Origin of the sequence: Streptomyces reniochalinae, from assembly GCF_003323735.1 — a bacterium.
Lineage (GTDB): Bacteria > Actinomycetota > Actinomycetes > Streptomycetales > Streptomycetaceae > Streptomyces > Streptomyces reniochalinae.
The window spans coordinates 66,096-91,546 of record NZ_QOIM01000032.1; the positions used below are offsets into that span (position 1 = coordinate 66,096).

Genomic DNA, 25,451 nt, shown 5'->3' on the forward strand with positions numbered 1-25,451 from the left:
CAAGCTGAGTGCGGCGAGGGGGCACCCGCCCGGAGTGAGAGACACGGAGGTCAGCAGTGCTCCACCAGCCCCGGCAGCCGCTCGGATTCGGTCCTGAACTCCGTCGGCTGCGCCTCGCCAGAGGGTTCACGCTCGGTCAGCTCAGCGCTCTCGTCCACTACAGCAAGAGCCAGTTGAGCAAGGTCGAGCGGGGCCTCAAGGCCCCGTCAGCCCAGCTGGCCCGCCTCTGCGACACGGCGCTGGAGGCGGACGGGGACCTGGCGGCTTCCGCGCCCTCCTTCACTCTTTCGAGTCCGACCCCCGAGCCCGCCTCCGACGAAGGTGAGACCTGGCTGATGCGTCTTGATCCCACGGGCGGCGCCTCTTTCGAGTCGGTGCCGCGCAGAAGCGTGGTGGCGGCCGGTGCCGCCTCGGTCGTTCCGCTGGGACGGCCGGCGCCGCGGACCGACAGCAGTGCGGTCCTGCACACGGCACGCTCCCTGTTCGCCCACTACCGCTCCCTGGGCCAGAGCGCGGGCCCGCACCTGGTCCTCCCGCCGCTCATCGCGCAGACGCACACCCTGCGTTCGCTGGCGCACCAGGCCGACCTGCGCTCCAGGAATGGGCTGCTGTCGCTGGCGTCCCGCTACGCCGAGTACATCGGCTGGCTCGTCCAGGAGACCGGTGACGAGCGTGGCGCCCTGTGGTGGACGGACCGCGCGGTGGAACTCGCCGAGGACGGCGGCGATCACGGGTTGGCCGCGTACGCTCTGGTGCGTCGCGCGCTGGTCACCCTCTACCGCGGCGACGCGGCACAGACGGTCGAACTGGCCCGCCGGGCGCGGCGGCTGGCCGGCAGCGACCGGGTGCGCGGGCTGGCGGCGCAGCGCGAGGCGCAGGGACACGCGCTGGCGGGTGACCACCGCTCGTGCATGCGCGATCTGGAATCGGCCAGGGAACTACTGGCGTCGGCCGACGAGGACACGCGGGAGCAGACCCCGGTCATCGGCAGCAGCACACTGGCCGACCCGGTCTCCATGATCACCGGTTGGTGCCTGTACGACCTCGGCCTGCCCGCCGAGGCCGCGCGGGTGCTGGACCGCCAGACGGCCGTACTCCCGCCGCACGCGCTCAGGTCGCAGGCCAGGTACGGCATACGGCGGGCGCTCGCGCACGCCGCCGCGGGCGAGGTCGACCACGCCTGCGCAGTCGTCCAAACGCTCACCGCGGCGACGGACTCGGTCGCCTCCGCGACGATCAGGACGGACCTGCGCCGCCTCGCGCACGTCCTGCGGCGCCATCCCACCCGGTCAGGGAGCGAACTCGCTCCGTGGCTGGCCACCCACATCTGACCCGCAGCTGCCACACGTCCCGACCCCGACAAGGAGCCGCCATGCCGCATGTCTTCGTCAACTACCGCACCGGCGACGGTGAGCAGGCCGCCACCACCATCGCCCGCGACCTGTCGCACCGCTTCGGCGAAGGGCTGGTCTTCCGGGCGAGCGAGTCCATTCGGCCGGGGCAGCTCTACCCGGACGAGTTGCTCGCCGGCGTCCGCCGCAGCGACGCCCTCCTCGCCCTGATCGGCCCCGGCTGGCTGGATGCCCCGGATCCGGCGCGTCCCGAGTGCAGGGCGCTCGACAACGCCGAGGACTGGGTGCGCAAGGAGATCCTGGAGGCCATCTCGGAGGGGAGGTTGGTCATTCCGGTGCTCCTCGGGCGCCGGACGGAACGCCTCAAGGCCGCGACGCTCCCCCAGCCGCTGGCCCGGCTCGCCTACGTGCAGTCCGTACGCTACGACCACCAGCAGGCGTCGACGGACCTCGCCCGGCTCGCCGAGGTGCTCTCGGAACTGGTCCCGGGCCTGGAGGAACACGACGCCGCCGAGCCGTCCGAACGCCCCGTCGGTGACGGCGGCACCTCCAACACGCTCACGGGCGACGGCGACGGCCACATCCAGGCCCGCGACGTCACCGGAGGCGTCACCTCCACGGTGGTCCGCGACGCGCACGGCCCCCTCAACACCGGCCCGGCGGCGCAGCACGTGCACCAGCCGCGTCTGGAGGGCGAAGGCGCCACCTACATCAGCGGTGACAACAAGGGGGGCGTGCGGCACCGGTTCGGGGAGCGTCGATGACCACCTCCTCCGGCTCCTCCAGTCACGTCACCGACGCACGCGGTCCGCTCCACACGGGCCCGGGCGACCAGCACATCTACTACGGGGACATCAGGGCCTCCGCGTCCTCCGACCGCAGCGGCCGGGATCCCCGTCAGGTCGCCGTCGAGGAACTCCGCGCTCTGCGTCGGCGGTTCGTCGATCCCGTGGGCAGCGACCGGGCCCGCGAGCTGCTGGAGGACAAGCGCGCCGTCATGCTCACGGCCGGACGCGGACACGGCGCCCGGACAGCCGCGAAGGTCTTCCTCTGTCAACTCCCGCAGGGCAGCCGCCGGTTCCGTGAACTGGTCGACCAGGCGGAGGAGGGCGACTCCGCCGGCCGCGCCCTGGACCGGGAACAGGTGGAGCGGGGAGCCGCCCTGCTGCTCGACCTGTCCACCGTCTCTTCGCGCCGCTACGAGACGTTCATGGCGGAGCTGCCCTGGTTCCTCAAGGTCGTGCGGGAGTGCGACGCCTGGCTGGCCGTCGTGCTGCCGGCCTTGTGGCGGGCGGGGTTCGAGCACGTCTTCCGCGGACTCGTCGTGCGCCTCGAGCGCCCCGACCCGGCGGCCGTACTCCAAGCGCACCTGCGCGACGTCGGCATCCACGTCCGGCGGGCCGAGGTGGCCGTGCCCGAGCTGGAGCACGAGCTGACGACGGCCACCATGGCCCAGACTGCGGACCTGAGCGAGGACATCAGGGCCGCGCGGGAGAACGCCCCGCCAGGATCAGGCTTCGCCGCGTGGCTCAAGACCGCCCTCGCCGCACGCGCTCCTGGAGCACAGGACGTCGAAGCGCACCTGTCCGGGCTGGACAGCGGTGCGCAGCGTGCACTCCTGCTGACGACGGCGCTGCTGCACGGGGCACGGACCGACACGGTCCACGAGGCCGCCGCCCGGCTCGCCCGGGCGGCGGAACTTCCCGAGGTGGCCACTCCCCTGCTGCACCACCGCACGCTGACCGCCCGGCTCGCCGAGATCAAGGCCGCAGCCCACCGAGGCCGCGTCCGCTTCACCGTGGCCGGTTACGACGCCGGCGTACGCCGCTGGTTCTGGGACAACTATCCGCAGCTGCGCGGACCACTGGCCGACTGGCTCCGCACCGCACCCGGATTCACGGCGCTGGAGCGCGCCGACCGGCTCGAACTGGTCACGCGCTTCGCGCACGAGCGCCTGCGCACCGGGCCCCCGGACGGCCTGGCGGCCCTGGCTGAGCGCTGGTCGGGGCCGTCCGCCTCGCCGGAGGAGCTGACGATGGCTGCCAGAGCACTGGGCGAGGGCGTGGTCCACGCGCGGTACGGCAGCCACTTCAGGCAACAGCTCTACAGGTGGGCCCAGGACACCGCGCTGCCGGGCCACCGCGCCCACGTCGTGATCGGCGTGTGCTCCGAGGTGCTCTCCCGGCGCTTCCCCGACCAGGCGATGATCCGGCTGCGCCACGTGAGCCGGCACAGGGAACAGGGCGTGCGGGTCACGGCCCGTGAGGCGCTGGCCCGCATCACGGACTCCGACGACCGCCTCTACCGCAGCCTGCTCAAGCGGCTCGCCCCGGGGGAGGAGCCCCGTGGACTCCGCGACCTTGGCATCTTCCTCCATGTCGCCGATCCGGCCCGGATGGCGGGCGACGCCACGGTGGGGGCGCTGCTGGCGGACCACTGGACGGCCGCGCTCGCCCACCTGCCACCGCGACGGTGGGAACAGCCTCTGCGAGCGTGGCTGGAGCGGGCCCATACCCGGCCCGTCGCCCGCAGGCCCGCGCTGCGGGCACTGGCCACGGCGTGTGCCAGGCAGCGGGCGGCGTTCGGAGCCGTCTACGCCGCCGCCTGTTCCTGGGCGGCGGGCGACCCCGCACGCCGTCGCACCGTGAACGCCCTCTGGGAGGCCGCCGGATCCGTGCCGCGCCCCCAACCTTCCCGTACGGCCGCGGCCGCCCGCTGAGCGCCGTACGCACCGAGAGGAGTCAGGAGACCCCATGAGTTCTGGCCACAAGACGGTGACCGGCTTCTGCACCGTCCTTCTCGGCCTGGTCCTGGTCATCGCCGGCCTCGCCCTGCGCTGGCCGGCCTGGGCCTGGGGCGCGGCAGCGGTCGCCTTCGTGACCGTCTGCCTGGCCATGCGGCGCTGGGCCGTCCCTCCCATCGATCCGCTCTCCCAGGAGTTCACGGCCGAGCCCGACCGGCCGACCGATCCGCCCGAGCGCAGAGAGGAGACCGTCGCGGACGTGGTGCTCCCGTCGGCGGCCCAGGACTACGACTTCCGGTTCTCCGCCACCATCCGCTGGTGGCCCGAGGAGCAGCCCAAGAACAGCGCTCCGTTCAGCCCCGCGGGGGTGGCCGTCAGCGCGGTGCTGGACAGAGCGCGCGAGGTGACCGAGCAGTGGCAGCCGCACCGCGGCTCGGTGGCCCAGCACCGGCTCAGCGGCGAGCTCGCTGTCATGCGGGCCGACCCCGAGGGACGGGTGCTCGCCATGGCGGAGAACGTGACGCTCACCCTGTCGGAGGCGGACGCCGTGCGGCTGCGCAAGCTGGCCACGGTGCGCAAGGACGAGACGCTGTGGGCGCACGAGCGCCGGTACGAGCGGGACCGCCGCGAGTACCTGGGCAACGACGTGCTCCACGACACCGGCAGCGCCGTGGTGTGGTGGCTCGCCAAGAACGACGACCAGATCCGCAAGACCGTCGACGATCTCGGCGTGCTCGCCCAGCTGACCTCGGCCGCGAACAACCAGGAGGTCCCTGAGCGCTACGCGCATCTGGTGCCGCACCCCACCGGCGTCCCGGAGGGGGCCGCGCCGACTGCGAACGGCTACCTGAACGGGCACCGCGACGGCGGCCCGGCCGGGCAGGTCGACGGGTACGGGCACGGATACGCCGGCGCGCACGGCCACGGGAACTTCCCGGGGAGCGCGCCAGGCGATGCTCCCCCGTTCGGCGCGCCGTTCGAGACGGACGCGGACGCGGCGCCCTCACCGGTGGAGGTCTTCACCGACCTGCTGGCGGCGATGGAGGTCCCGGCCGGCGACCCGGACGCGGGAGTACTGGCCAGAGCGCTGCACGAGGGCGCCCTCAAGATCGCGCGGGAAGGGGCCAGCGAGGCCATCAGGCAACGCTTCGACCCCGCGGCACCGGAGCCGGCCTCACCGGGCACGCCAGACGCGTCGGCCCCACCGGACACGCCCAGCGCGCCAGGCCCGTCGGCCATGCCGGACACGTCCAGCATGCCCAGCACACCAGACGCGTCGGCCCCACCGGACACGTCCGGCACATCGAGTGCTCCAGGCCCGGTGGACGCGCCCGAGGTCTGAGGGCGGAGGCGTGGGCCAAAGCCCTGCCATCGCCTTGGGCCGCTCGGCCACACCGGTCCCGGAGAGGGACCGGCGACGGGATGCGAACCCGCGAAGAGATCACTCACATGGGAAGTAGCCCCCGCCTGCGCACCGGGCGCGTCCACGGTCAGCGTAGGGGCCGCGGCCCGAACCGGGCGAGGCGATTACCATCCGCGGAACGCACCAGATCGCGCGCCCCGCACGCGCACAGTCCGCACGCGCACAGTCCGCACGCCGACAGTTCACCCACCCACAGCCCGCGCTCCCGTGCGAAAGCCCTCGCACGCGGGCATGCGCCCAGGCCGGAGGCCCGGCACCCCGCCAGCATGGGGTGCCGGGCCTCCGGTGTGGGCTCGGCGTGGAGACGGTCGGCGCGGGGGCGAAGCCCGGGACGGACCGCCGTCCCGGCCGGCTGCCGTCCCGGCGGGATCGCCGGGGACGGGAGCCGGGGCGGGACGAGGGGACGGGCCGAAGCCCGTCCCGGCCCGGCACGGGCAGGCCCCGCACCGCGCGGCCGGGAACTAGATCCCGGCCGCCTTGCGGAGGGCCTCCACGCGGTCGGTGCGCTCCCAGGTGAAGTCGGGGAGCGCACGGCCGAAGTGACCGTAGGCGGCCGTCTGCGCGTAGATGGGTCGCAGCAGGTCGAGGTCGCGGATGATCGCGGCCGGGCGGAGGTCGAAGACGTCCGAGATGGCCTGCTCGATCTTCTCGGTGTCGACGGTCGCCGTGCCGAAGGTCTCCACGAAGAGACCGACCGGCTCGGCCTTGCCGATGGCGTAGGCGACCTGGACCTCGCAGCGGGAGGCGAGCCCCGCTGCCACCACGTTCTTGGCGACCCAGCGCATGGCGTAGGCGGCGGAGCGGTCCACCTTGGACGGGTCCTTGCCGGAGAAGGCGCCGCCACCGTGCCGGGCCATGCCGCCGTAGGTGTCGATGATGATCTTGCGTCCGGTCAGCCCGGCGTCACCCATGGGGCCGCCGATCTCGAACCGCCCTGTCGGGTTGACCAGCAGGCGGTAGCCCTCGGTGTCGAGCTTGATGCCCTCGTCGACGAGGGCCTTCAGCTCGGGCTCCACGACGAACTCGCGGATGTCGGGTGCCAGCAGCGAGTCCAGGTCGATGTCGGCAGCGTGCTGGGAGGAGACCACCACGGTGTCCAGGCGCACGGCCTTGTCGCCGTTGTACTCGATGGTGACCTGGGTCTTGCCGTCGGGGCGCAGGTACGGGATCGTCCCGTTCTTCCGGACGGTCGAGAGCCGCTCGGAGAGCCGGTGCGCCAGGGTGATGGGCAGCGGCATGAACTCGGCGGTCTCGTCGCAGGCGTAGCCGAACATCAGGCCCTGGTCGCCCGCGCCCTGCTCGTCGAGCTCGTCCTCATCCCCCTCGACGCGGCGCTCGTAGGCGCTGTCGACGCCCTGCGCGATGTCGGGCGACTGGGCGCCGATGGACTCGGAGACGCCGCAGGAGGCGCCGTCGAAGCCCTTCTTCGACGAGTCGTAACCGATCTCGAGGATCTTGTTGCGCACGAGGGTGGAAATCGGCGCGTAGGCCTTGGTCGTCACTTCACCGGCCACGTGGACGAGACCGGTGGTGATCAGCGTCTCGACGGCGACCCGGGAGTGCGGGTCCTCCTTGAGGAGTGCGTCGAGGATCGTGTCGCTGACCTGGTCAGCGATCTTGTCAGGGTGACCCTCGGTCACGGATTCCGAGGTGAACAAGCGGCGCGACACATCGCTCCCTGGGGTTGCAGCGGCTGCTGGCTGAGCATGGGGCGGACCGGTCGGGGGCTGCGCCCAAGCACGGTCCGCGGCCAGTTTATCCATCTCCGCCGGTATCCAATCACGGACTCTCGAACTACGAGACGACCGTGACCTGCTCGATTCGAATGCGCTCGCCACCGCAACCGGGTGGAAGATGCTGACATGTCAGGGCGTGTCGGTCAGCCGCCACCAGGGTCAAGAGCGCCCTTCCGGCCCCGTTCGACGGCGTTCGACGACTTCCGGCCCACTCGGGCGGGGGCCGGATCAGGCCCGCTCCGGGCCCGGAAGCTCCGGTTCCGCGTGGTTCGCCCGCGCCTCGGGGCTCAGCCGCTCACCCCTGGCCGGGGAAGCGCTGCGCGATCAGGTCCCACACGGTCTCGGCGAGGGCCTCCTTCGGCCCGTGGGGAACGGCGGTCTCGCTGCCGTCGGCGCCCAGCACGACGGCTTCGTTCTCCTCGGCACCGAACGTCTTCGACTCCCCCACCTCGTTGACGACCAGCAGGTCGCAGCCCTTGGCGGCGAGCTTGGCGCGGCCGTGCGCCAGCACGTCGTCGGTCTCGGCGGCGAAGCCGGCCACCACCTGTCCGGCACGCGGGCGGTCCGCCGACAGTCCTGCGAGGATGTCCGGGTTGCGGACCAGCGCCAGCGGCTCGGGGTCCTGGCCGTCCTTCTTCTTGATCTTCCCGCCGGCGTAGGAGGCAGGACGGAAGTCAGCGACGGCGGCGGCCATCACCACCGCGTCCGCGTCGGCCGCCGCCTCGGTCACCGCCTCGTGCAGTTCCCGCGCGCTGCCGACGTGGACGAGGTCCACACCCGCGGGCTTGGGCAGTGCGCTGTTGGCGGAGACGAGCGTCACCCGCGCACCCCGCGCGGCGGCCGTACGGGCGAGGGCGTAGCCCTGCTTGCCGCTGGAGCGGTTGCCGAGGAAGCGCACCGGGTCGAGGGGCTCGCGGGTGCCGCCCGCGCTGACGACGACGTGGCGCCCCGCGAGGTCGGGGCCGGCGCCCGCCACGCCCCGGGCGAGCACCCGGCGGCAGACGTCGAAGAGCGCATCCGGGTCGGGCAGCCGTCCCTTGCCGGTGTCCTTGCCGGTCAGCCGGCCGACGGCGGGCTCGATGACCACGGCGCCGCGGCGGCGCAGCGTGGCGACGTTCTCCTGGGTGGCGGGGTGCTCCCACATCTCCGTGTGCATCGCGGGGGCGAAGACAACGGGACATCGCGCGGTCAGCAGGGTGTTGGTGAGCAGGTCGTCGGCGAGTCCGTGGGCGGCCTTGGCGAGCAGGTCGGCGGTGGCGGGCGCGACGACGACCAGGTCGGCCTGGTGGCCGATGCGCACGTGCGGCACCTCGTGGACGGACTCCCACACCTCGGTGGCGACGGGGTTGCCGGTCAGCGCCGACCAGGTGGCGGCCCCGACGAAGTGGAGCGCGGCCTGAGTGGGGACGGCGCGCACCTCGTGGCCGCTCTCGGTGAAGCGCCGGGCCAGCTCGCACGCCTTGTAGGCGGCGATGCCTCCGCTGACGCCGAGTACGACCTTCGGCCCGGCCTGCCGCCCGCCACCCGCACCGGGTGCCTCGGCTGCCTCGTCCCGCTCCTGCGTCACTCGTCTCTCCCCACGCGCGTCCTGGTGCCCCTATGACACACCAGGGGCCCGGCAGCCGCGCTGCCGGGCCCCTGGTGGAAGTGCTACCGACCGGTCACTGACCGACCGGCGGAGCCTCGACGGCCTCGGAGGTGAGGAGGCCGGCGTTGATCTCGCGGAGCGCGATGGAGAGCGGCTTCTCGTGCACGTGGGTGTCCACCAGGGGGCCCACGTACTCAAGGAGGCCCTCACCGAGCTGTGAGTAGTACGCGTTGATCTGGCGCGCGCGCTTGGCGGCGTAGATCACGAGGCTGTACTTGGAGTCGGTGGCCTCGAGCAGCTCATCAATCGGCGGGTTGATGATGCCCTCGGGCGTGGTGATGGAAGAGGACACTCTCTGCCTTCCGAAGGGTGAATGAAGAGGGGATCGATCGCCGTGCGAGCAGCGGCGCGGCACGCGTCCGCACGCTGCGTGGCAGGCACAGCCGGGGCTGCGGGGTCAATCGATACGCATCAAGGCTAGCAGCTCGGCACTGACCTGCTCGACGGAGGTGTTGACCAGGGTCAGGTCGAACTCGGCTTCGGCGGCCAGCTCGGTACGGGCAGCGGCCAACCTGCGCTCGATGACCTCGGGCGCCTCGGTACCCCGGCCGGTCAGTCGCCTGACCAGCTCGTCCCAGCTGGGCGGTGCGAGGAAGACCAGCTGCGCCTCGGGCATGGACTGCTTGACGAGCCGCGCCCCTTGCAGGTCGATCTCCAGCAGGACGGGCTCTCCCCGCTCCAGGTGCTCCAGCACCGCCTGCCTGGGGGTGCCGTAGCGGTTTCCCGCGAACGCGGCCCACTCGAGCAGCTCACCGTTGGCGACGAGCTTGTCGAACTCCTCGTCGTCGACGAAGAAGTACTGCACGCCGTGCCGCTCACCGGGCCGCGGCTTGCGGGTGGTGGCGGACACGGAGAGCCAGACTCCGGGGTGGGCCTTGCGCATGTGGGCGACGACCGTGCTCTTGCCGACCCCGGAGGGACCGGAGAGCACGGTCAGCCGCGACGTGCTGACCGGGGGTACCGGGGTCTCCCCCCGGGGAACTGCGGAACTCATGCAGTGATTATCCCGGTTAACGGGAGTGCCTGAGACCTCAGGCGGCCTTCCCGCCGAACTCCTTCTCCAGGGCGGCGATCTGGTTGGACCCGAGGCCGCGGACACGGCGGCTCTCGGAGATCCCCAGGCGCTCCATGATCTGCTTGGCGCGGACCTTGCCGACGCCGGGGAGGGACTCCAGGAGAGCGGAGACCTTCATCTTGCCGATCACATCGTTTTTCTGGCCCTGCTGGATGACCTCGTGCAGGGACGCACCGGAATGCTTGAGCCGGTTCTTGACCTCGGCGCGCTCCCGGCGAGCCGCGGCGGCCTTTTCGAGCGCGGCTGCGCGCTGTTCAGGGGTAAGGGGCGGAAGAGCCACGCCTACGTCACCTCGGATGTCGAACTGTCGGATACGGATCGGTGAGGAAACCTAGTACTCCCCCACCTGCGGAGCAACGAGCAACGCGCTTGTGCGCGGTGCTCTCGACGGAGACTAGCGGCAGTGAGGCCAGGAGTCAGCGAGAACAGACGAAAAGTCCTGGTCAGCCTCGCTCGACCAGGACTTTTCTGGACATACCCGACGCATTTTCCGGGGGTCACGCGGGTCACAGGCCCGGATACCGCCTGGTTCAGCCCACGGCTTCGCGCACCTGGTCGGCGAACCGTGCGGCGGACTCCCGCAGTCCGGTTGTAGCGGGTCCGTGACGAAGGACTCCCCGGCTCACACTCGGGACGACATTCCGGGCGGCGGGGCCGAAGACCGCGGGCAGGTCCGCGGGCGTCGCGCCCTGCGCCCCGATCCCCGGAGCGAGCAGCGGACCGTTCACGTCCAGCTCGAACGCCGACAGATCCCCCAGCGTGGCGCCGACCACGGCACCGAAGGAGCCCAGGGGCCGCGCACCCGCGTTCGACTCCGCCAGGTGGCGCAGCACGGTGGCCGCCACCGTCGTCCCGTCGGCACCGGCCGCGCGCTGCACCTCCTGACCCTCCGGGTTCGAGGTGAGCGCCAGCACGAAGAGGCCGGCGCCTGCGGCGGTGGCCGCCTCCACGGCGGGGGCCAGCGCCCCGAACCCCAGATAGGGGCTGACGGTGAGCGCGTCCGAGAACAGCGGCCCCGCAGGATCGAGGAACGCGGCGGCGTAGGCGCTCATCGTGGAGCCGATGTCGCCCCGCTTCGCGTCCATGAGCACCAGCGCTCCGGCCGCGCGCGCCTCGGCCACCGTCTTCTCCAGGACGGCGATGCCGCGCGAGCCGAAGCGCTCGAAGAACGCCGACTGCGGCTTGAGGACGGCCACCCGGTCGGCGAGCGCCTCCACGGTCGTACGGCTGAACCGTTCGAGACCCGCCACGCCGTCGTCCAGGCCCCAGTCGCGCAGCAGGGAGGCGTGCGGGTCGATGCCCACGCACAGCGGCCCGCGCGTGTCCATGGCGCGGCGCAGCCGGACGCCGAAGGGTTCCTGTTCCCTCACGCGGCGGCCTCCTGTTCGCGGTGTTCGGCGCCGACGGCCTCGGCGAGGGTGGCGTACGGGCTGGCCGCCAGCAACCGGGCGAGCCCGTCGTGCATCCGGCGCATCCACAGCGGTCCCTCGTACAGGAAGGCGGTGTAGCCCTGCACCAGCGTGGCACCGGCGAGGATGCGGCGCCACGCGTCCTCGGGGGTGGTCACGCCGCCGACCCCGACCAGCGTGAGCCGGTCGCCGACGCGCGCGTACAGCCGCCGCAGCACCTCCAGCGAGCGGTCGCGGACCGGAGCCCCCGACAGTCCGCCGGCCTCGGCCCTCAGGGACGGGCCCGCGCTGAGGCCCAGCCCGTTGCGGGCGACGGTGGTGTTGGTCGCGATGATCCCGTCCAGTCCCAGTTCGAGGGCCAGGTCGGCGACGGAGTCGACGTCCTCGTCCGCCAGATCCGGCGCGATCTTGACCAGCAGGGGCACGCGGCGCCCGGTGACCGTGCGGTCGGCCGCCTCACGCACGGCGGTCAGGAGCGGGCGCAGGTGTGCGGCCGCCTGGAGGTTGCGCAGTCCCGGGGTGTTCGGCGAGGAGACGTTGACGACCAAGTAGTCGGCGTACGGGGCCAGCGCCTTCGTCGAGGCGACGTAGTCGGCGGCCGCCTCCTCCTCCGGTACGGTCTTCGTCTTGCCGATGTTGACGCCGACGGTGGTACGGAAGACCGCGCTGCGCGCGGCAAGCCGCGCCGCCACGGCGGCCGAGCCCTCGTTGTTGAAGCCCATCCGGTTGATCAGCGCCCGGTCCTCGACCAGGCGGAAGAGCCGCTTTTTCGGGTTGCCCGGCTGAGCGCGGCCGGTCACGGTGCCGACCTCGACGTGGTCGAAGCCGAGCATCGCCAGGCCGTCGATGCCCTCGGCGTTCTTGTCGAATCCCGCGGCCAGGCCGAACGGTCCCTGCATACGGCGGCCCAGCGCCTCGACGCGCAGTGCCCTGTGGCGGGGGGCGAGGGCCGCGGCGGCGAACGTGCGCACGACGGGGGTGCGGGCCGCGGTGCGGATCCAGGAGAACGCGAGGTGGTGGGCGTTTTCCGGATCCATGCGGCGGAAGAGCGTGCGGAAGAGGAGTCCGTACATGTGGGTGGTGGGTTCCTGTGGTGTGTTGTGGCCCCCGTCCCTCCCCCCGGACGAAGTCCGAAGGAGGGACGGGGGTGACAAGCCGGGCTCAGCTCTCGCGGGCCGCGACCAGGTGCTCGGCGTGCTCCTGCAAGGAACGCACGCTGACCTCGTCGCGCGCCAGCGCCTCGATGCCCTGCACCGCGGCGGCCAGCGCCTGCACCGTCGTCAGGCACGGCACCGACCTGGCGACGGCCGCGGTGCGGATGTCGTACCCGTCCAGCCGGCCGCCGGTCCCGTAGGGGGTGTTGACGATGAGGTCGACCTGGCCGTCGTGGATGAGCTGCACGATGGTGGGCTCACCGGCGGGCCCGGTGCCCTGGCTCTGCTTGCGGACGACCGTGGCGTTGATGCCGTTGCGCTTGAGGACCTCCGCGGTGCCCGAGGTCGCCAGCAGTTCGAAGCCCATGGCGACCAGCTCGCGGGCGGGGAAGATCAGCGCGCGCTTGTCGCGGTTGGCGACGGAGACGAAGGCGCGGCCCTTGCCCGGCAGCGCCCCGTACGCGGCGCTCTGCGACTTGGCGTAGGCGGTGCCGAAGAGCGAGTCGATGCCCATGACCTCGCCGGTGGAGCGCATCTCCGGGCCGAGCACGGTGTCCACGCCCCGCCCCTGCACGTCGCGGAAGCGGTTCCAGGGCAGGACGGCCTCCTTCACGGAGATGGGGGCGTCCAGCGGCAGGTCGCCGCCGTCGCCGTGCGCCGGGAGCAGCCCCTCGGCCCGCAGCCCGGCGATGGTGGCGCCCAGCGAGATGCGGGCGGCCGCCTTCGCGAGCGGGACGGCTGTGGCCTTGGAGGTGAACGGCACGGTGCGGGAGGCGCGCGGGTTGGCCTCCAGCACGTAGAGGATGTCGCCCGACATCGCGAACTGGATGTTGATCAGGCCCTGGACGCCGACGCCGCGCGCGATGGCCTCGGTGGAGGCGCGCAGCCGCTTGATGTCGTAGCCGCCCAGGGTGATCGGGGGCAGGGCGCAGGCGGAGTCGCCCGAGTGGATGCCGGCTTCCTCGATGTGCTCCATGACGCCGCCGAGGTACAGCTCGTTGCCGTCGTAGAGGGCGTCGACGTCGATTTCGATGGCGTCGTCGAGGAAGCGGTCGATGAGGACGGGGTGGCGCTCGATGAGGCCCGCGTGGCGCTGGAGGTAGGACTCCAGCGAGGGCTCGTCGTAGACGATCTCCATGCCGCGGCCGCCCAGCACGTAGGAGGGGCGGACCATGACCGGGTAGTTGATCTCGGCGGCGATGCCCTTGGCCTGTTCGAAGGAGAAGGCGGTGCCGTACTTGGGCGCGGGCAGCCCGGCCTCGGTGAGCACCCGGCCGAAGGCGCCTCGTTCCTCGGCCAGCTCGATGGCCTCGGGCGAGGTGCCGACGATGGGCACGCCGTTGTCCTTGAGGTCCTGGGCGAGACCGAGCGGCGTCTGGCCGCCGAGCTGGACGAGGACACCGGCGACCGGGCCCGCCTGCTGCTCGGCGTGGACGACCTCCAGGACGTCCTCGAGGGTGAGCGGCTCGAAGTAGAGCCGGTCGGAGGTGTCGTAGTCGGTGGAGACGGTCTCGGGGTTGCAGTTGACCATGACGGTCTCGTAGCCGCCCACAGGAGAAGGCGCAGCGCCGAGCGCGAAGGAGGCGTGGACGCACGAGTAGTCGAACTCGATGCCCTGGCCGATGCGATTGGGACCGGAGCCGAGGATAATCACCGCGGGCTTCTCGCGGGGCGCGACCTCGCTCTCCTCGTCGTAGGAGGAGTAGAAGTACGGCGTCTTCGCGGCGAACTCGGCGGCGCAGGTGTCCACGGTCTTGTAGACGGGGCGGATGCCGAGCGCGTGCCGCACCTCGCGGACCACGTCCTCGCGCAGCGAGCGGATGGAGGCGATCTGGGCGTCGGAGAAGCCGTGCCGCTTCGCTTCGGCGAACATCTCGGCGCTGAGCTCGGGGGCCGCGGCGATGGCGTCGGCCGTCTCCTTGACCAGGAAGAGCTGGTCGACGAACCAGGGGTCGATCCTCGTCGCCTCGAAGACCTCCTGCTGGGTGGCGCCGGCGCGGATGGCGGCCATCACCGTGTTGATGCGCCCGTCCGTGGGGCGGGAGGCCAGCTCGAGCAGGTCGGTCTTCTTGCCGAGCTCCGCCGCCGGGGTGGCGAAGTCGAACTGGCTGCCCTTCTTCTCCAGCGAGCGCAGGGACTTGTTGAGCGCCTCGGTGAAGTTGCGGCCGATCGCCATGGCCTCGCCGACCGACTTCATGGTCGTGGTGAGGGTGGGGTCGGCCGCGGGGAACTTCTCGAAGGCGAAGCGGGGCGTCTTGACCACGACGTAGTCGAGCGTGGGCTCGAAGGAGGCCGGGGTCTCCTGGGTGATGTCGTTGGGGATCTCGTCCAGCGTGTAGCCGACGGCCAGCTTGGCGGCGATCTTCGCGATCGGGAAGCCTGTGGCCTTGGAGGCCAGCGCGGAGGACCGGGAGACGCGCGGGTTCATCTCGATGACGACGACCCGGCCGTCCTCGGGGTTGACGGCGAACTGGATGTTGCAGCCGCCGGTGTCGACGCCGACCTCGCGGATGACGGCGATGCCGATGTCACGGAGGATCTGGTACTCGCGGTCGGTCAGCGTCATGGCGGGTGCGACGGTGATCGAGTCACCGGTGTGCACGCCCATCGGGTCGAAGTTCTCGATGGAGCAGACGACCACGACGTTGTCGCTCTTGTCGCGCATCAGCTCCAGCTCGTACTCCTTCCAGCCGAGGATGGACTCCTCCAGGAGCACCTCGGTGGTCGGCGAGAGGGTGAGGCCCTGGCCCGCGATGCGGCGCAGCTCCTCCTCGTCGTGCGCGAAGCCGGATCCCGCGCCGCCCATGGTGAAGGAGGGCCGGACGACGACGGGGTAGCCGCCGAGCTCCTCGACGCCGCGCAGCACGTCGTCCATGGAGTGGCAGATGTAGGAGCGCGCGGACTCGCCGTGCCCCGTCTTGCCCCGGACGACCTCGACGACCTCCTTGAACTGGTCGCGGTCCTCGCCCTTGTGGATGGCCTCGGGGCGGGCGCCGATCAGCTCGACGCCGTACTTGGCCAGGACACCGGACTCGTGCAGGGAGATGGCCGCGTTGAGCGCGGTCTGGCCGCCGAGGGTGGGCAGCAGCGCGTCGGGCCGTTCCTTGGCGATGATCTTCTCGACGAACTCGGGGGTGATCGGCTCGACATAGGTGGCGTCGGCGATCTCCGGGTCGGTCATGATGGTGGCCGGGTTGGAGTTGACCAGGATCACGCGCAGGCCCTCGGCCTTGAGCACGCGGCACGCCTGGGTGCCGGAGTAGTCGAACTCGGCGGCCTGTCCGATGACGATCGGACCCGATCCGATGACCAGGACGGACTGGATATCGGTGCGCTTAGGCACGCTGGTCCTCCAGGGGGGTGGCGTGGTGCTGGTTGTCTCCGCCGCGCATCAGCTCGACGAAACGGTCGAAGAGGTAGGCGGCGTCGTGCGGACCGGCTGCCGCTTCGGGGTGGTACTGGACGCTGAAGGCCGGCTTGTCGAGCAGCCGCAGGCCCTCGACGACGCCGTCGTTCAGACAGACGTGGCTGACCTCGGCCCGCCCGTAGGGGGTGTCGCTGACCCGGTCGGTGGGCGCGTCGACGGCGAAGCCGTGGTTGTGCGCGGTGACCTCGACCTTGCCCGTCGTGCGGTCCTGTACGGGCTGGTTGATGCCGCGGTGGCCGTACTTGAGCTTGAAGGTACCGAAGCCGAGGGCGCGGCCGAGGATCTGGTTGCCGAAGCAGATTCCGAACAGCGGGGTGCCGCGCTCCAGCACGCCGCGCATGAGTTCGACCGGCTGGTGTGCGGTGGCCGGGTCGCCCGGGCCGTTGGAGAAGAAGACACCGTCGGGGTGCACGGCGTCGATGTCCTCGGCCGTCGCGGTGGCGGGCAGCACGTGCACCTCTATCCCGCGCTCGGCCATGCGGTGCGGCGTCATGCCCTTGATGCCGAGGTCGATCGCGGCGACGGTGAACCGCTTCTCACCGTGGGCGGGGACCACGTAGGACTCCTGGGTGGCGACCTCGCCGCACAGGTCGGCGCCCTGCATCGCGGGCGCCTCCCGCACCCGCGCCAGCAGCGCGGCCTCGCCCGCCGCCGCGGCCTCGCCGGAGAAGATGCCGACGCGCATGGCGCCGCGCTCCCGCAGGTGCCGGGTCAGGGCGCGGGTGTCGACCCCGCTGATGCCGACGACCCCCTGGCCGCGCAGCTCCTCGTCGAGGGAGCGGGTGGAGCGCCAGTTCGAGGGGGTACGGGCCGGGTCGCGGACGACGTAGCCCGCCACCCAGATGCGGGCCGACTCCGGGTCCTCGTCGTTGACGCCGGTGTTGCCGACGTGCGGGGCCGTCATCACGACGACCTGACGGTGGTAGGACGGGTCGGTCAGGGTCTCCTGGTAGCCGGTCATACCGGTGGAGAACACGGCTTCGCCGAAGGTCTCCCCCACGGCCCCGTAGGCCCGTCCGCGGAAGGTGCGGCCGTCCTCCAGGACGAGAAGGGCGGGATCTGCCGTCGTACCGGTCGCTCCCCTGGCGGAGGTCGTCATCATGCGCCTTCCTTGTGCTGCTGCGTGGCGGCGGCACCCTTGTCGCCGCTCATTGCGTTGATCTTCTCGGCCCATGCGGCCTGCTCGGCTGAGCGGTCGAAGCGGAACCCGGAGTCGAGCCGCCGCCCGCCGTGCTCCCACGTGACGATCAGCAGGCCGCCCTCGGTGAGCACCTTGCCCGCGATGCCGGTGTCGAGCCGGGCGCCGCACAGCCGCTCGGCGGGGACGAAGAAGTCCTCGGCGCCCGGCCGCACGATCTCCAGACCCCGCTCGGTCAGCGCCAGCTCGGCGCGGCTGCGGGTGCCCAGGCCGTGGGCGACGATCCGGTCGAGCCACTGCCCCGCGCTGGTGGAGCCGTGGTAGCGCCCGGCCGCCTCCAGCAGCGGCTGCCCGGGGTCGTCGGGGCGCTGCGGCAGCTCGGGCAGGTCACCCTGGAGGGTGCCGCGCCACTTCCAGCCCTGGCGCATCAGCCAGTACAGCAGCGCGATGAACAGGACGAGCCCGACGACCCAGCCGATCCGGGCGGCCCAGTCGGTGACGTCCTGTGATTCCTGTGCGGCCGCCAGGGCGGCCACGGGGTGGTTCAACGTGCTCACACTGCTCACTTCAATGCCCCGTCCACGACCGTCGCGCGGCCCCGCAGCCAGGTGTGGGTGACGCGTCCGGGCAGCTCACGGCCCTCGTACGGGGTGTTGGCGCTGCGCGAGGCGAAGCCCGCGGGGTCCACGCCTCCACGGTAAGCGGCATCGAGGAGAACCAGGTTGGCGGGCTCGCCGGGCGCCACGGGGCGGCCGTGTCCCGCCAGCCGCCCGATGGCGGCGGGCCGGTGGGACATCCGGTCGGCGACCTGCGCCCAGTCCAGCAGCCCGGACTCGACCATGGTGTGCTGCACGACCGACAGCGCCGTCTCCAGACCGACCATGCCCATGGCGGCCGCGCCCCACTCGCAGTCCTTGTCCTCGTGCGGGTGCGGAGCGTGATCGGTGGCGACGCAGTCGATGGTGCCGTCGGCCAGCGCCTCACGGAGCGCCATGACGTCGGCCTCGGTGCGCAGCGGCGGGTTGACCTTGTAGACCGGGTCGTAGGAGCGGACCAGCTCGTCGGTGAGGAGGAGGTGGTGCGGGGTGACCTCTGCGGTGACGTTCCAGCCCTTGGACTTGGCCCAGCGCACGATCTCCACCGACCCTGCCGTCGACAGGTGGCAGATGTGGACGCGGGAGCCGACGTGCGCGGCGAGCAGCACGTCCCTGGCGATGATCGACTCCTCCGCGACGGCCGGCCAGCCTGCCAGGCCCAGCTCGGCGGAGACCAGACCCTCGTTCATCTGGGCGCCCTCGGTCAGCCGGGGCTCCTGTGCGTGCTGGGCCACCACGCCGTCGAACGCCTTCACGTACTCCAGCGCCCGCCGCATGATCACGGCGTCGTCCACGCACTTGCCGTCGTCGGAGAAGACCCGCACCTCTGCGGCGGAGTCGTGCATGGCGCCCAGCTCCGCGAGCTGCTTGCCCTCCAGGCCGACGGTGACGGCGCCGACGGGCCGCACGTCGCAGTAGCCGTACTCCCGGCCGAGCCGCCACACCTGTTCGACCACGCCCGCGGTGTCGGCGACGGGGAAGGTGTTGGCCATGGCGTGCACCGCGGTGTAACCGCCCCTGGCGGCGGCGCGGGTGCCGGTCAGCACGGTCTCGGAGTCCTCACGGCCCGGCTCGCGCAGGTGGGTGTGCAGGTCCACCAGGCCCGGCAGCAGCACGCGCCCCTCGGCCTCGACCACCTCGGCGCCCGCGGCCTGAAGACCGCGGCCGACCCGGGCGATGACGCCGCCCTCGATCAGCACGTCCTGCGGTTCGCCCCCCAGGACCCTGGCGCCGCGCAGCAGTGTCGTCTTCTGATCGGTCATCTCAGTTGTTCTCCTGGGGCGTCGGGGTCTCGGTGGGGGCTTCGTCCGTCCGGGAAAGCGCCGGCTCGGCGCCGCCGAGCAGCAGGTACATCACGGCCATCCGGATGCTGACTCCGTTGGCGACCTGCTCGACAGCGGCGCAGCGGGGCGAGTCGGCGACCTGCGCGGTGATCTCCATGCCGCGGTTCATCGGCCCGGGGTGCATCACGATGGCGTTGTCCGGCATCCGCCCCATGCGGTCGTCGTCGAGCCCGTAGCGGCGGGCGTACTCACGCTCGGTGGGGAAGAACGCCGCGTTCATCCGCTCCCGCTGGACGCGCAGCATCATCACCGCGTCCGACTTGGCGAGCACGGCGTCCAGGTCGTACGACACCTCGCACGGCCAGCACTCCACCCCGATCGGCACCAGGGTGGGCGGGGCGACGAGGGTGACGTGCGCGCCCAGGGTGGACAGCAGGTGGACGTTCGAGCGGGCGACGCGGCTGTGCAGGATGTCGCCGACGACGGTGACGCGCAGCCCGTCGAGTCCCGCACCCTCCCGTCCGACCAGGCGGCGGCGCATGGTGAAGGCGTCCAGCAGCGCCTGGGTGGGGTGCTCGTGGGTTCCGTCGCCCGCGTTGACGACCGAACCGCCGATCCACCCCGAGGTCGCCAGCCGGTGCGGGGCCCCGGACTCGCCGTGCCGGATGACGACGGCGTCGGCTCCCATGGCCTCCAGGGTGAGTGCGGTGTCCTTGAGGGACTCGCCCTTGGAGACCGAGGAGCCCTTCGCCGAGAAGTTGATGACGTCGGCGGACAGCCGCTTGGCGGCGGCCTCGAACGAGATCCGGGTGCGGGTGGAGTCCTCGAAGAAGAGGTTGACGATGGTGCGGCCGCGCAGGGTGGGCAGCTTCTTGATCGGCCGGTCGGCGAACCTGGCCATCTCCTCGGCGGTGTCGAGGATGAGGACGGCGTCGTCGCGGGTGAGGTCGGCGGCCGAGATGAGGTGACGCTTCATCTGTTGCCTGGGCCTTCCGTGGGGTGGGATGAGGTCGTCGCGAGGGTCGGATGCGGCGCGGGCGTGCGCGTCGCGCGCCGGTGCGTGCCCCGGCGGGCGCGGGGCGCGGCCTGACAGCGGACACACGGGTGTGCGGCGCGGTGCGGGCCGCGCGGCGGCCACGCCGGGCCGACGGCTCGGGGCGTGCGGCGTGGAGGGTGCCGAGGTGTGGCTAGCCCGCGGGGGCGGTGCCGTGGCGGGAGCGCTCCGCCGCGTCGCCGGCGCCGGCTTCGCGGACGTCCGTCTGGCGGCCACCGGCTTCGCGGCCGGTTTCGCGGACGCCGAGCAGCACGCCGTCGTGGCCGTCCTCCTCGGTCAGCTGCACCTTGACGGTCTCGCGCTGCGAGGTGGGCAGGTTCTTGCCCACGTAGTCGGCGCGGATGGGCAGCTCACGGTGACCGCGGTCGACGAGAACGGCGAGCTGGACGGCGCGGGGACGCCCGATGTCACCCAGGGCATCGAGCGCGGCGCGGATCGTGCGCCCTGAGTAGAGCACGTCGTCGACGAGGACGACGAGTCGTCCGTCGACCCCCGTGGCCGGGATCTCGGTGCGCGCGAGGGCGCGCGCGGGGCCCAGGCGGAGATCGTCCCGGTACATCGTGATGTCGAGTGAGCCGACCGGAACGGCGCTGCCGGTGATCTCCTCGAGCTTGTCGGCCAGCCGCCCGGCGAGGAAGACGCCGCGGGTGGGAATGCCGAGAAGTACCACGTCGTCGGCGCCTTTGGCGCGTTCGACGATCTCGTGGGCGATGCGGGTGAGGACCCGCTTGATGTCCGGCGCCTCCAGTACGGGGCGTGCCGGTTGCAGACCGGTGCTGCTGTTGTCCATGGAAATCGGACCTCCTTGGCCGCCTCACGGGACGGGACTTAAAGGACGTCTTGTCGTCGTCGCCCCACGCTACCAGGGCCGCCCCGGTGCCCTCGCACAGGGGCCGCACCAGCCGTCTGGCCCCCCTCGGCTTGACGCGGCACATTACGCTGCGTAACCTCACAGTGAGTTACGAAGAGCGCGGCGCAGCGCACCGCGTGGCGCAGCCGCTCAGCGAGATCCAGCGTCCGGGGAGCCATATGTCCAGCGAATACGCCAAACAGCTCGGAGCCAAGCTCCGCGCCATCCGCACCCAGCAGGGCCTCTCCCTCCACGGTGTCGAGGAGAAGTCCCAGGGCCGCTGGAAGGCGGTCGTGGTGGGCTCGTACGAGCGCGGCGACCGGGCCGTGACCGTCCAGCGCCTCGCCGAGCTGGCGGACTTCTACGGGGTGCCGGTCCAAGAGCTGCTGCCGGGCACCACCCCCGGCGGAGCGGCCGAGCCGCCGCCGAAGCTGGTGCTCGACCTCGAGCGCCTCGCCCACGTGCCGGCCGACAAGGCGGGCCCGCTCCAGCGGTACGCGGCGACGATCCAGTCGCAGCGCGGGGACTACAACGGCAGGGTCCTCTCCATTCGCCAGGACGACCTGCGCACACTGGCCGTGATCTACGACCAGTCCCCCTCCGTGCTCACGGAGCAGCTCATCAGCTGGGGGGTCCTGGACGCCGACGCGCGGCGGGCCGTCTCCCACGAAGAGGTCTGAGAGCGCGCCTCCCGCCGCAGGACACCCTTCCCATCGAGCGCCCTTTCGCGAGACGGCGGAACCGGCGGTGCCGAACCGACCGCACCCGGCCACGTCCGGCGAGTGCGGCCGGTTCGGCACCGCCGTTTTTTCGTACGCCGCACGGAAGCCGACGTGTGCGGCGCACAGAAGACGCTCCGCACACCAGACGAAGGGGGTGCCTTCTCCTCCGGGAAGGCACCCCCTTCGGCGGCGGGAGGCCGGGCGTCAGCGCAGCAGCGTCGGCTTGAGGTCCTTCAGCCGGCCCAGCAGGCCGTTGATGAAGCCCGGGGACTCGTCCGTGGAGAACTCCTTTGCCAGCTGGACGGCCTCGTCGATGACGACGGCGTCCGGGACGTCCTCGCTCCACAGCAGCTCGTAGACACCGAGCCTGAGGATGCTGCGGTCGACGTCCGGCATGCGGTCGAGTGTCCAGTCCACCGCGTAGGTGGACAGCAGCTCGTCGATCCGTGCGGCGTTCTCCGCGTAGCCCTCCACGCAGGTCATCGCGTACTCGGAGACGGGCGGCTGGCGGGTGTCCGTCCGTGCGAGCCGCAACCAGTCGGCGAGCACGGTCCGCACGTCGGCGCCGCGCTGGTCGGCCTCGAAGAGGATCTGGAAGGCACGTTTGCGGGCCTTGTTGCGTGCGGCCACGGTTAGCTGTTCACCCGGCCGAGGTACTCGCCGGAGCGGGTGTCGACCTTGATCTTCTCACCGGTGACGATGAAGAGCGGCACCTGGATGCTGTAGCCGGTCTCCAGCTCGGCGGGCTTGGAGCCGCCGGTGGAGCGGTCGCCCTGGACGCCCGGCTCGGTGTGCTTGATCGTCAGGTCGACGGCGGCCGGCAGCTCGACGTAGAGCACCTCGCCCTCGTGCTGGGCGACGGTGGCGTCGAACCCCTCGATCAGGTAGTTGGCCGCGTCGCCGACGACCTTGCGGTCGATGTGGAGCTGGTCGAAGGTCTCCATGTCCATGAAGACGAAGTAGTCGCCGTCCATGTACGAGAACTGCATGCCCCGTCGGTCCACGGTGGCCGTCTCGACCTTGGTGCCCGCGTTGAACGTCTTGTCGACGATCTTGCCGGACAGGACGTTCTTCAGCTTGGTACGGACGAAGGCGGGGCCCTTGCCCGGCTTGACGTGCTGGAACTCGACAACGGACCAGAGCTGGCCGCCGTCGAGCTTGAGCACCATGCCGTTCTTGAGGTCGTTCGTGGATGCCACGGTCGCGGAATCTCCTGAGACTGCTGCGGAGACCAGGGCGCTGCCGCACCCTACGGCCCGTGGGCCCGACCCCGCCAGGGGTCACAGGGCGAGCAGCTCCTTGGTCGTGATGGTGAGTAGCTCGGGTCCGCCGTCCGCCTGCGGGCGGACGACGAGCGTGTCGTCGATCCGGACGCCGCCCCGGCCCGGGAGATGAACCCCCGGTTCGACGGTGACCGGCACACGAGCGTCAAGTTTACCCACGGCCTCCGGCGACAGCCGAGGGTCCTCACCGATTTCCAGCCCCACACCGTGCCCCGTCGACTCTCCGAGCGCCGCACCGTGCCCTGCGGCGCCCAGCACCTGGCGGGCCGCACGGTCCACCTCGCGGCACTCGGTCCCGGGGCCCAGGGACTCCCGCGCAGCCCGCTGAGCGGCGAAGACGACGTCGTACAGCTCGACCTGCCAGGCGTCGGGCGCGGTCCCGATCACGAACGTGCGACCGATCTGACAGCGGTATCCGCGATAGCGCGCCCCCAGGCGTACCGAGAGGAAATCGCCCTCCTCCACCCGCCGGTCCGTCGGCCGGTGCCCCGGCAGCCCCGAGTTCGGCCCCGTGGCCACCGACGTGGGGAAGGCGGCGCCCTCGGCCCCGTGGTCGATCAGCCTGCGCTCCAGCTCCAGCGCCAGGTGCCGCTCCGTACGCCCCACCAGGATCGACTCCAGCAGCTCGCCGAGGGCCTGGTCGGTGATCTCCGCGGCGACGCGCAGCGCGGAGATCTCCTCCTCGTCCTTGACCACCCGCTGCTGCTCCACGACCAGGCCGAGGTCGGCCAGGTGCACCGAGGGCGCGGCGGCGGTCAGCGCACGGTGTCTGGCGACCGTCAGATGGTGCTCCTCCACGGCGAGCGCGCGGGCGCCGCCGCGCTCGGCGAGCGAGGCGGCGACCACCGCGGCGTCGCCACGGGTACCGCCTTGCGCCTCCTCCCCCGTCTCCGCCGCCGACGGTGCCCCCAGGGGCCCGCCCGGCACGTCCAGGGTGATCTCTTTCAGGTCGTCGGCCGGGTGCGCGCCGTTGGCGGGGCCCTGACCCGGGGTCGAGACGAGGGTGTCCCGGCCGTCGGGGCCGAGCAGCAGCACGCTGCCGGGCGCCGCACGGCCGGTCAGATAGCGGACGTTGGCGGGGCGGGAGATCAGCACCGCGTCCGCGGGACCGTCGTGGGCGGTGCTCGCCGCACAGCGGTCGCGCAGCCGGGCGCGGCGGGACACATGCACCTCGGACATATGCCGAGGGTACGCAGCGCGGGGCGCGCGGGCCGCCCGGACACGGCCGTGCGGGCGAGGCGGATTGCGATTGTCGGGTCAGCCGAGGGTCGTTCCGGGACGGCGGCGCGCGCCGGTCACCAGCTCACCGGGCTGGCGAGGCTGCGCGCGACGACGTTGTCGAGCATCTGCGCCGTGCTCGCGATGTCCTGGCGCGAGTTGTCGATGATCGGCAGCCCCGAGCTGTACCAGCCCGCCATCCGGCCGTGGATGTGGGCCACCTCCTCGTCGGCCAGGCGCCGGTTGCCGCTGCGCTGCGCGTTGCGCTCCAGCACGATGTCCAGCCCCGGCAGCAGGACCACGGGGATGAGCCCGGGGCCCACGTGCCTCTTCCAGCCGCCGAGGCCGATGACGGGCCAGTCGGGGAAGACCGCGTCGTCCAGAATGCAGGAGATGCCGTTGGCCAGGAAGTTACGGGCGGCGAAGCCGCAGGTGCGGCGGGCGAGGCGGTACTGCGCCTCGGAGTTCTCGTTCCAGCCCGTCTGGGGGTCGGAGAAGCCGGAGCGCACCCACTCGCGCACGTCGTCGAGGCTGATGTGGGAGGTGGGCACCGCGCGGTGGTCGGCCCAGTACCGCGCGACCGTGGTCTTGCCCGCGCCCGCCGGACCGATGAGCAGGACCGCTACGGCGGCCCTGGTGGCGTCCAGCTGGGCCGGGGTGGCGTCCGGCGCGGGTATCTCGACCGGCGCCCCCGGCCCCAGTCTGACGTGGCCGGTCGCCTCGGCCGGGGGCATGCTGCCGCCCGGCTGCGCGGGCGGACCCGCCGGAGGCGCGGGGGCGGACTGCGGCTGAGCCGGAAGAGGCTGCTGCGGGTGCTGGGGGTGTGGCTGGGGCTGGGACTGCGGCTGGGGAGGCGCCGATGGCTGGAGCGGCGGTTGGTGCGGTGGCTGCTGAGGAGGGTGGGGCGGCTGGGGGGCAGACCCCTGGCCCGGGCCCGGCGGCGGGCCCGGCGGCTGCGGCTGCGGCTGCGGCTGGGAAGGCTGCGGATGCGACTGGGGCTGGTGAGGGTGTGGTGGCGGGACCTGCGCGTGGGAAGGCCGCGGGGAGAAGCCGGCCGCCGCGAGACCGCCCGGCGACGGCGCGGGGACGGGCCACTGCGCCCCGAAGCCTGGCTGGGCGCCTTGGGCACCGCTGTGCTGCATCCGGACCCCAACTCCGTCTCAAGGTGTGCGAGCGTCGCAGCGCAACGCCCGGTGTGATGCTGTGCGTTCGGCTACTGACGGTACCGTCCCCGGCCGCCCCTGTGGGAACGGCCGGGTCCGCTCCCGAGTGCCCGACGCACCCAGGCCGCCCGGCGGTTCCCTCCCCAAGGCCGCGGGCCGCCCGGGAGAAGCGGCCTG

At 72.1% G+C, this 25,451-nt stretch carries 22 protein-coding genes; 5 read left to right on the plus strand and 17 right to left on the minus strand.

What is annotated here, in order from left to right; translation table 11 throughout:
- Window positions 1-56: 56 nt before the first annotated feature.
- Genes DQ392_RS12515 through DQ392_RS12530 form a run of 4 tightly spaced genes read left to right on the plus strand, consistent with a single transcriptional unit; the run spans window position 57 to window position 5,437 of the window.
- On the plus strand, window positions 57-1,331 hold the full coding sequence (locus tag DQ392_RS12515; protein WP_114015648.1) for a helix-turn-helix domain-containing protein: 1,275 nt from the start codon (window positions 57-59) through the stop codon (window positions 1,329-1,331).
- Window positions 1,332-1,372: 41 nt separating this feature from the next.
- Window positions 1,373-2,116 (plus strand): toll/interleukin-1 receptor domain-containing protein, encoded by a 744-nt coding sequence (locus DQ392_RS12520; protein ID WP_114015649.1) that lies wholly within the window; start codon window positions 1,373-1,375, stop codon window positions 2,114-2,116.
- A complete protein-coding gene (locus DQ392_RS12525; protein ID WP_114015650.1) occupies window positions 2,113-4,071 on the plus strand; it encodes a hypothetical protein in 1,959 nt (652 codons plus the stop codon). The genes DQ392_RS12520 and DQ392_RS12525 overlap by 4 nt, the downstream gene beginning before the upstream one ends.
- A gap of 34 nt (window positions 4,072-4,105) precedes the next feature.
- Window positions 4,106-5,437, plus strand: a complete 1,332-nt coding sequence (locus DQ392_RS12530) for a hypothetical protein (protein ID WP_114015651.1) — start codon at window positions 4,106-4,108, stop codon at window positions 5,435-5,437.
- Window positions 5,438-5,979: 542 nt separating this feature from the next.
- On the opposite strand, the gene metK is transcribed toward DQ392_RS12530, so the two are convergent.
- The 13 genes from metK to pyrR form a co-directional block, all read right to left on the minus strand.
- Window positions 5,980-7,188: a methionine adenosyltransferase gene (gene metK / locus DQ392_RS12535; protein WP_114015652.1), complete on the minus strand. Its 1,209-nt coding sequence runs from the start codon at window positions 7,186-7,188 to the stop codon at window positions 5,980-5,982.
- A gap of 361 nt (window positions 7,189-7,549) precedes the next feature.
- The gene (gene coaBC, locus DQ392_RS12540; protein WP_245981423.1) at window positions 7,550-8,728 is read right to left on the minus strand and encodes a bifunctional phosphopantothenoylcysteine decarboxylase/phosphopantothenate--cysteine ligase CoaBC; all 1,179 of its coding nucleotides are present in this window, start codon (window positions 8,726-8,728) and stop codon (window positions 7,550-7,552) included.
- A gap of 187 nt (window positions 8,729-8,915) precedes the next feature.
- A complete protein-coding gene (gene rpoZ / locus DQ392_RS12545) occupies window positions 8,916-9,194 on the minus strand; it encodes a DNA-directed RNA polymerase subunit omega (protein WP_027737075.1) in 279 nt (92 codons plus the stop codon).
- A gap of 105 nt (window positions 9,195-9,299) precedes the next feature.
- Window positions 9,300-9,896 (minus strand): guanylate kinase, encoded by a 597-nt coding sequence (gene gmk, locus DQ392_RS12550; RefSeq protein ID WP_114015654.1) that lies wholly within the window; start codon window positions 9,894-9,896, stop codon window positions 9,300-9,302.
- Window positions 9,897-9,933: 37 nt separating this feature from the next.
- A complete protein-coding gene (locus DQ392_RS12555; protein WP_114015655.1) occupies window positions 9,934-10,257 on the minus strand; it encodes an integration host factor in 324 nt (107 codons plus the stop codon).
- Window positions 10,258-10,507: 250 nt separating this feature from the next.
- Window positions 10,508-11,347, minus strand: coding sequence for an orotidine-5'-phosphate decarboxylase (gene pyrF / locus DQ392_RS12560; RefSeq protein ID WP_114015656.1), 840 nt, complete (start codon window positions 11,345-11,347; stop codon window positions 10,508-10,510).
- Window positions 11,344-12,459: a quinone-dependent dihydroorotate dehydrogenase gene (locus DQ392_RS12565; RefSeq protein ID WP_114015657.1), complete on the minus strand. Its 1,116-nt coding sequence runs from the start codon at window positions 12,457-12,459 to the stop codon at window positions 11,344-11,346. Before DQ392_RS12565 ends, pyrF begins: the two co-directional genes overlap by 4 nt.
- Window positions 12,460-12,547: 88 nt before the next feature.
- Entirely contained in the window at window positions 12,548-15,883 is a 3,336-nt protein-coding gene (carB, locus tag DQ392_RS12570; protein ID WP_114015658.1) for a carbamoyl-phosphate synthase large subunit, read from the minus strand.
- Window positions 15,876-17,066 carry a glutamine-hydrolyzing carbamoyl-phosphate synthase small subunit gene (carA, locus tag DQ392_RS12575; protein WP_114015659.1) on the minus strand — a complete coding sequence of 397 codons (1,191 nt, stop codon included), beginning with the start codon at window positions 17,064-17,066 and terminating at the stop codon, window positions 15,876-15,878. The genes carB and carA overlap by 8 nt, the downstream gene beginning before the upstream one ends.
- Window positions 17,066-17,662: a PH-like domain-containing protein gene (locus DQ392_RS12580; protein WP_181856400.1), complete on the minus strand. Its 597-nt coding sequence runs from the start codon at window positions 17,660-17,662 to the stop codon at window positions 17,066-17,068. Before DQ392_RS12580 ends, carA begins: the two co-directional genes overlap by 1 nt.
- A gap of 5 nt (window positions 17,663-17,667) precedes the next feature.
- Entirely contained in the window at window positions 17,668-18,963 is a 1,296-nt protein-coding gene (locus DQ392_RS12585) for a dihydroorotase (protein WP_114015660.1), read from the minus strand.
- Between the two features lies 1 nt (window position 18,964).
- Window positions 18,965-19,960 carry an aspartate carbamoyltransferase catalytic subunit gene (locus DQ392_RS12590; RefSeq protein ID WP_114015661.1) on the minus strand — a complete coding sequence of 332 codons (996 nt, stop codon included), beginning with the start codon at window positions 19,958-19,960 and terminating at the stop codon, window positions 18,965-18,967.
- Window positions 19,961-20,171: 211 nt separating this feature from the next.
- Window positions 20,172-20,828 carry a bifunctional pyr operon transcriptional regulator/uracil phosphoribosyltransferase PyrR gene (gene pyrR / locus DQ392_RS12595; RefSeq protein WP_114015662.1) on the minus strand — a complete coding sequence of 219 codons (657 nt, stop codon included), beginning with the start codon at window positions 20,826-20,828 and terminating at the stop codon, window positions 20,172-20,174.
- A 239-nt stretch (window positions 20,829-21,067) separates the two neighbouring features.
- Between pyrR and bldD the strand changes: the two genes are divergently transcribed.
- Window positions 21,068-21,568 (plus strand): transcriptional regulator BldD, encoded by a 501-nt coding sequence (bldD, locus tag DQ392_RS12600; protein WP_114015663.1) that lies wholly within the window; start codon window positions 21,068-21,070, stop codon window positions 21,566-21,568.
- Window positions 21,569-21,814: 246 nt separating this feature from the next.
- Here the strand turns inward: bldD and nusB are convergent, their stop codons facing one another.
- The 4 genes from nusB to DQ392_RS35190 form a co-directional block, all read right to left on the minus strand.
- Entirely contained in the window at window positions 21,815-22,240 is a 426-nt protein-coding gene (gene nusB, locus DQ392_RS12605) for a transcription antitermination factor NusB (protein WP_114015664.1), read from the minus strand.
- 2 nt (window positions 22,241-22,242) lie between these two features.
- Complete coding sequence (gene efp, locus DQ392_RS12610; RefSeq protein WP_114015665.1) at window positions 22,243-22,809, minus strand: elongation factor P; 567 nt, start codon at window positions 22,807-22,809, stop codon at window positions 22,243-22,245.
- An 81-nt stretch (window positions 22,810-22,890) separates the two neighbouring features.
- Window positions 22,891-24,072, minus strand: a complete 1,182-nt coding sequence (locus tag DQ392_RS12615) for an aminopeptidase P family protein (RefSeq protein WP_114015666.1) — start codon at window positions 24,070-24,072, stop codon at window positions 22,891-22,893.
- A gap of 116 nt (window positions 24,073-24,188) precedes the next feature.
- Window positions 24,189-25,253, minus strand: a complete 1,065-nt coding sequence (locus DQ392_RS35190) for an AAA family ATPase (RefSeq protein WP_245981402.1) — start codon at window positions 25,251-25,253, stop codon at window positions 24,189-24,191.
- Window positions 25,254-25,451: the final 198 nt, after the last annotated feature.

Excerpts from the sequence above, each read along its gene's own strand:
- DQ392_RS12525 (WP_114015650.1), top strand. The coding sequence starts at position 2,113 with ATGACCACCTCCTCCGGCTCCTCCAGTCACGTCACCGACGCACGCGGT.
- carA (WP_114015659.1), bottom strand. The coding sequence starts at position 17,066 with ATGACGACCTCCGCCAGGGGAGCGACCGGTACGACGGCAGATCCCGCC.
- DQ392_RS12520 (WP_114015649.1), top strand. The coding sequence starts at position 1,373 with ATGCCGCATGTCTTCGTCAACTACCGCACCGGCGACGGTGAGCAGGCC.
- DQ392_RS35190 (WP_245981402.1), bottom strand. The coding sequence starts at position 25,253 with ATGCAGCACAGCGGTGCCCAAGGCGCCCAGCCAGGCTTCGGGGCGCAG.
- bldD (WP_114015663.1), top strand. The coding sequence starts at position 21,068 with ATGTCCAGCGAATACGCCAAACAGCTCGGAGCCAAGCTCCGCGCCATC.
- DQ392_RS12585 (WP_114015660.1), bottom strand. The coding sequence starts at position 18,963 with ATGACCGATCAGAAGACGACACTGCTGCGCGGCGCCAGGGTCCTGGGG.
- DQ392_RS12565 (WP_114015657.1), bottom strand. The coding sequence starts at position 12,459 with ATGTACGGACTCCTCTTCCGCACGCTCTTCCGCCGCATGGATCCGGAA.
- DQ392_RS12615 (WP_114015666.1), bottom strand. The coding sequence starts at position 24,072 with ATGTCCGAGGTGCATGTGTCCCGCCGCGCCCGGCTGCGCGACCGCTGT.
- DQ392_RS12590 (WP_114015661.1), bottom strand. The coding sequence starts at position 19,960 with ATGAAGCGTCACCTCATCTCGGCCGCCGACCTCACCCGCGACGACGCC.
- DQ392_RS12530 (WP_114015651.1), top strand. The coding sequence starts at position 4,106 with ATGAGTTCTGGCCACAAGACGGTGACCGGCTTCTGCACCGTCCTTCTC.
- gmk (WP_114015654.1), bottom strand. The coding sequence starts at position 9,896 with ATGAGTTCCGCAGTTCCCCGGGGGGAGACCCCGGTACCCCCGGTCAGC.
- pyrR (WP_114015662.1), bottom strand. The coding sequence starts at position 20,828 with ATGGACAACAGCAGCACCGGTCTGCAACCGGCACGCCCCGTACTGGAG.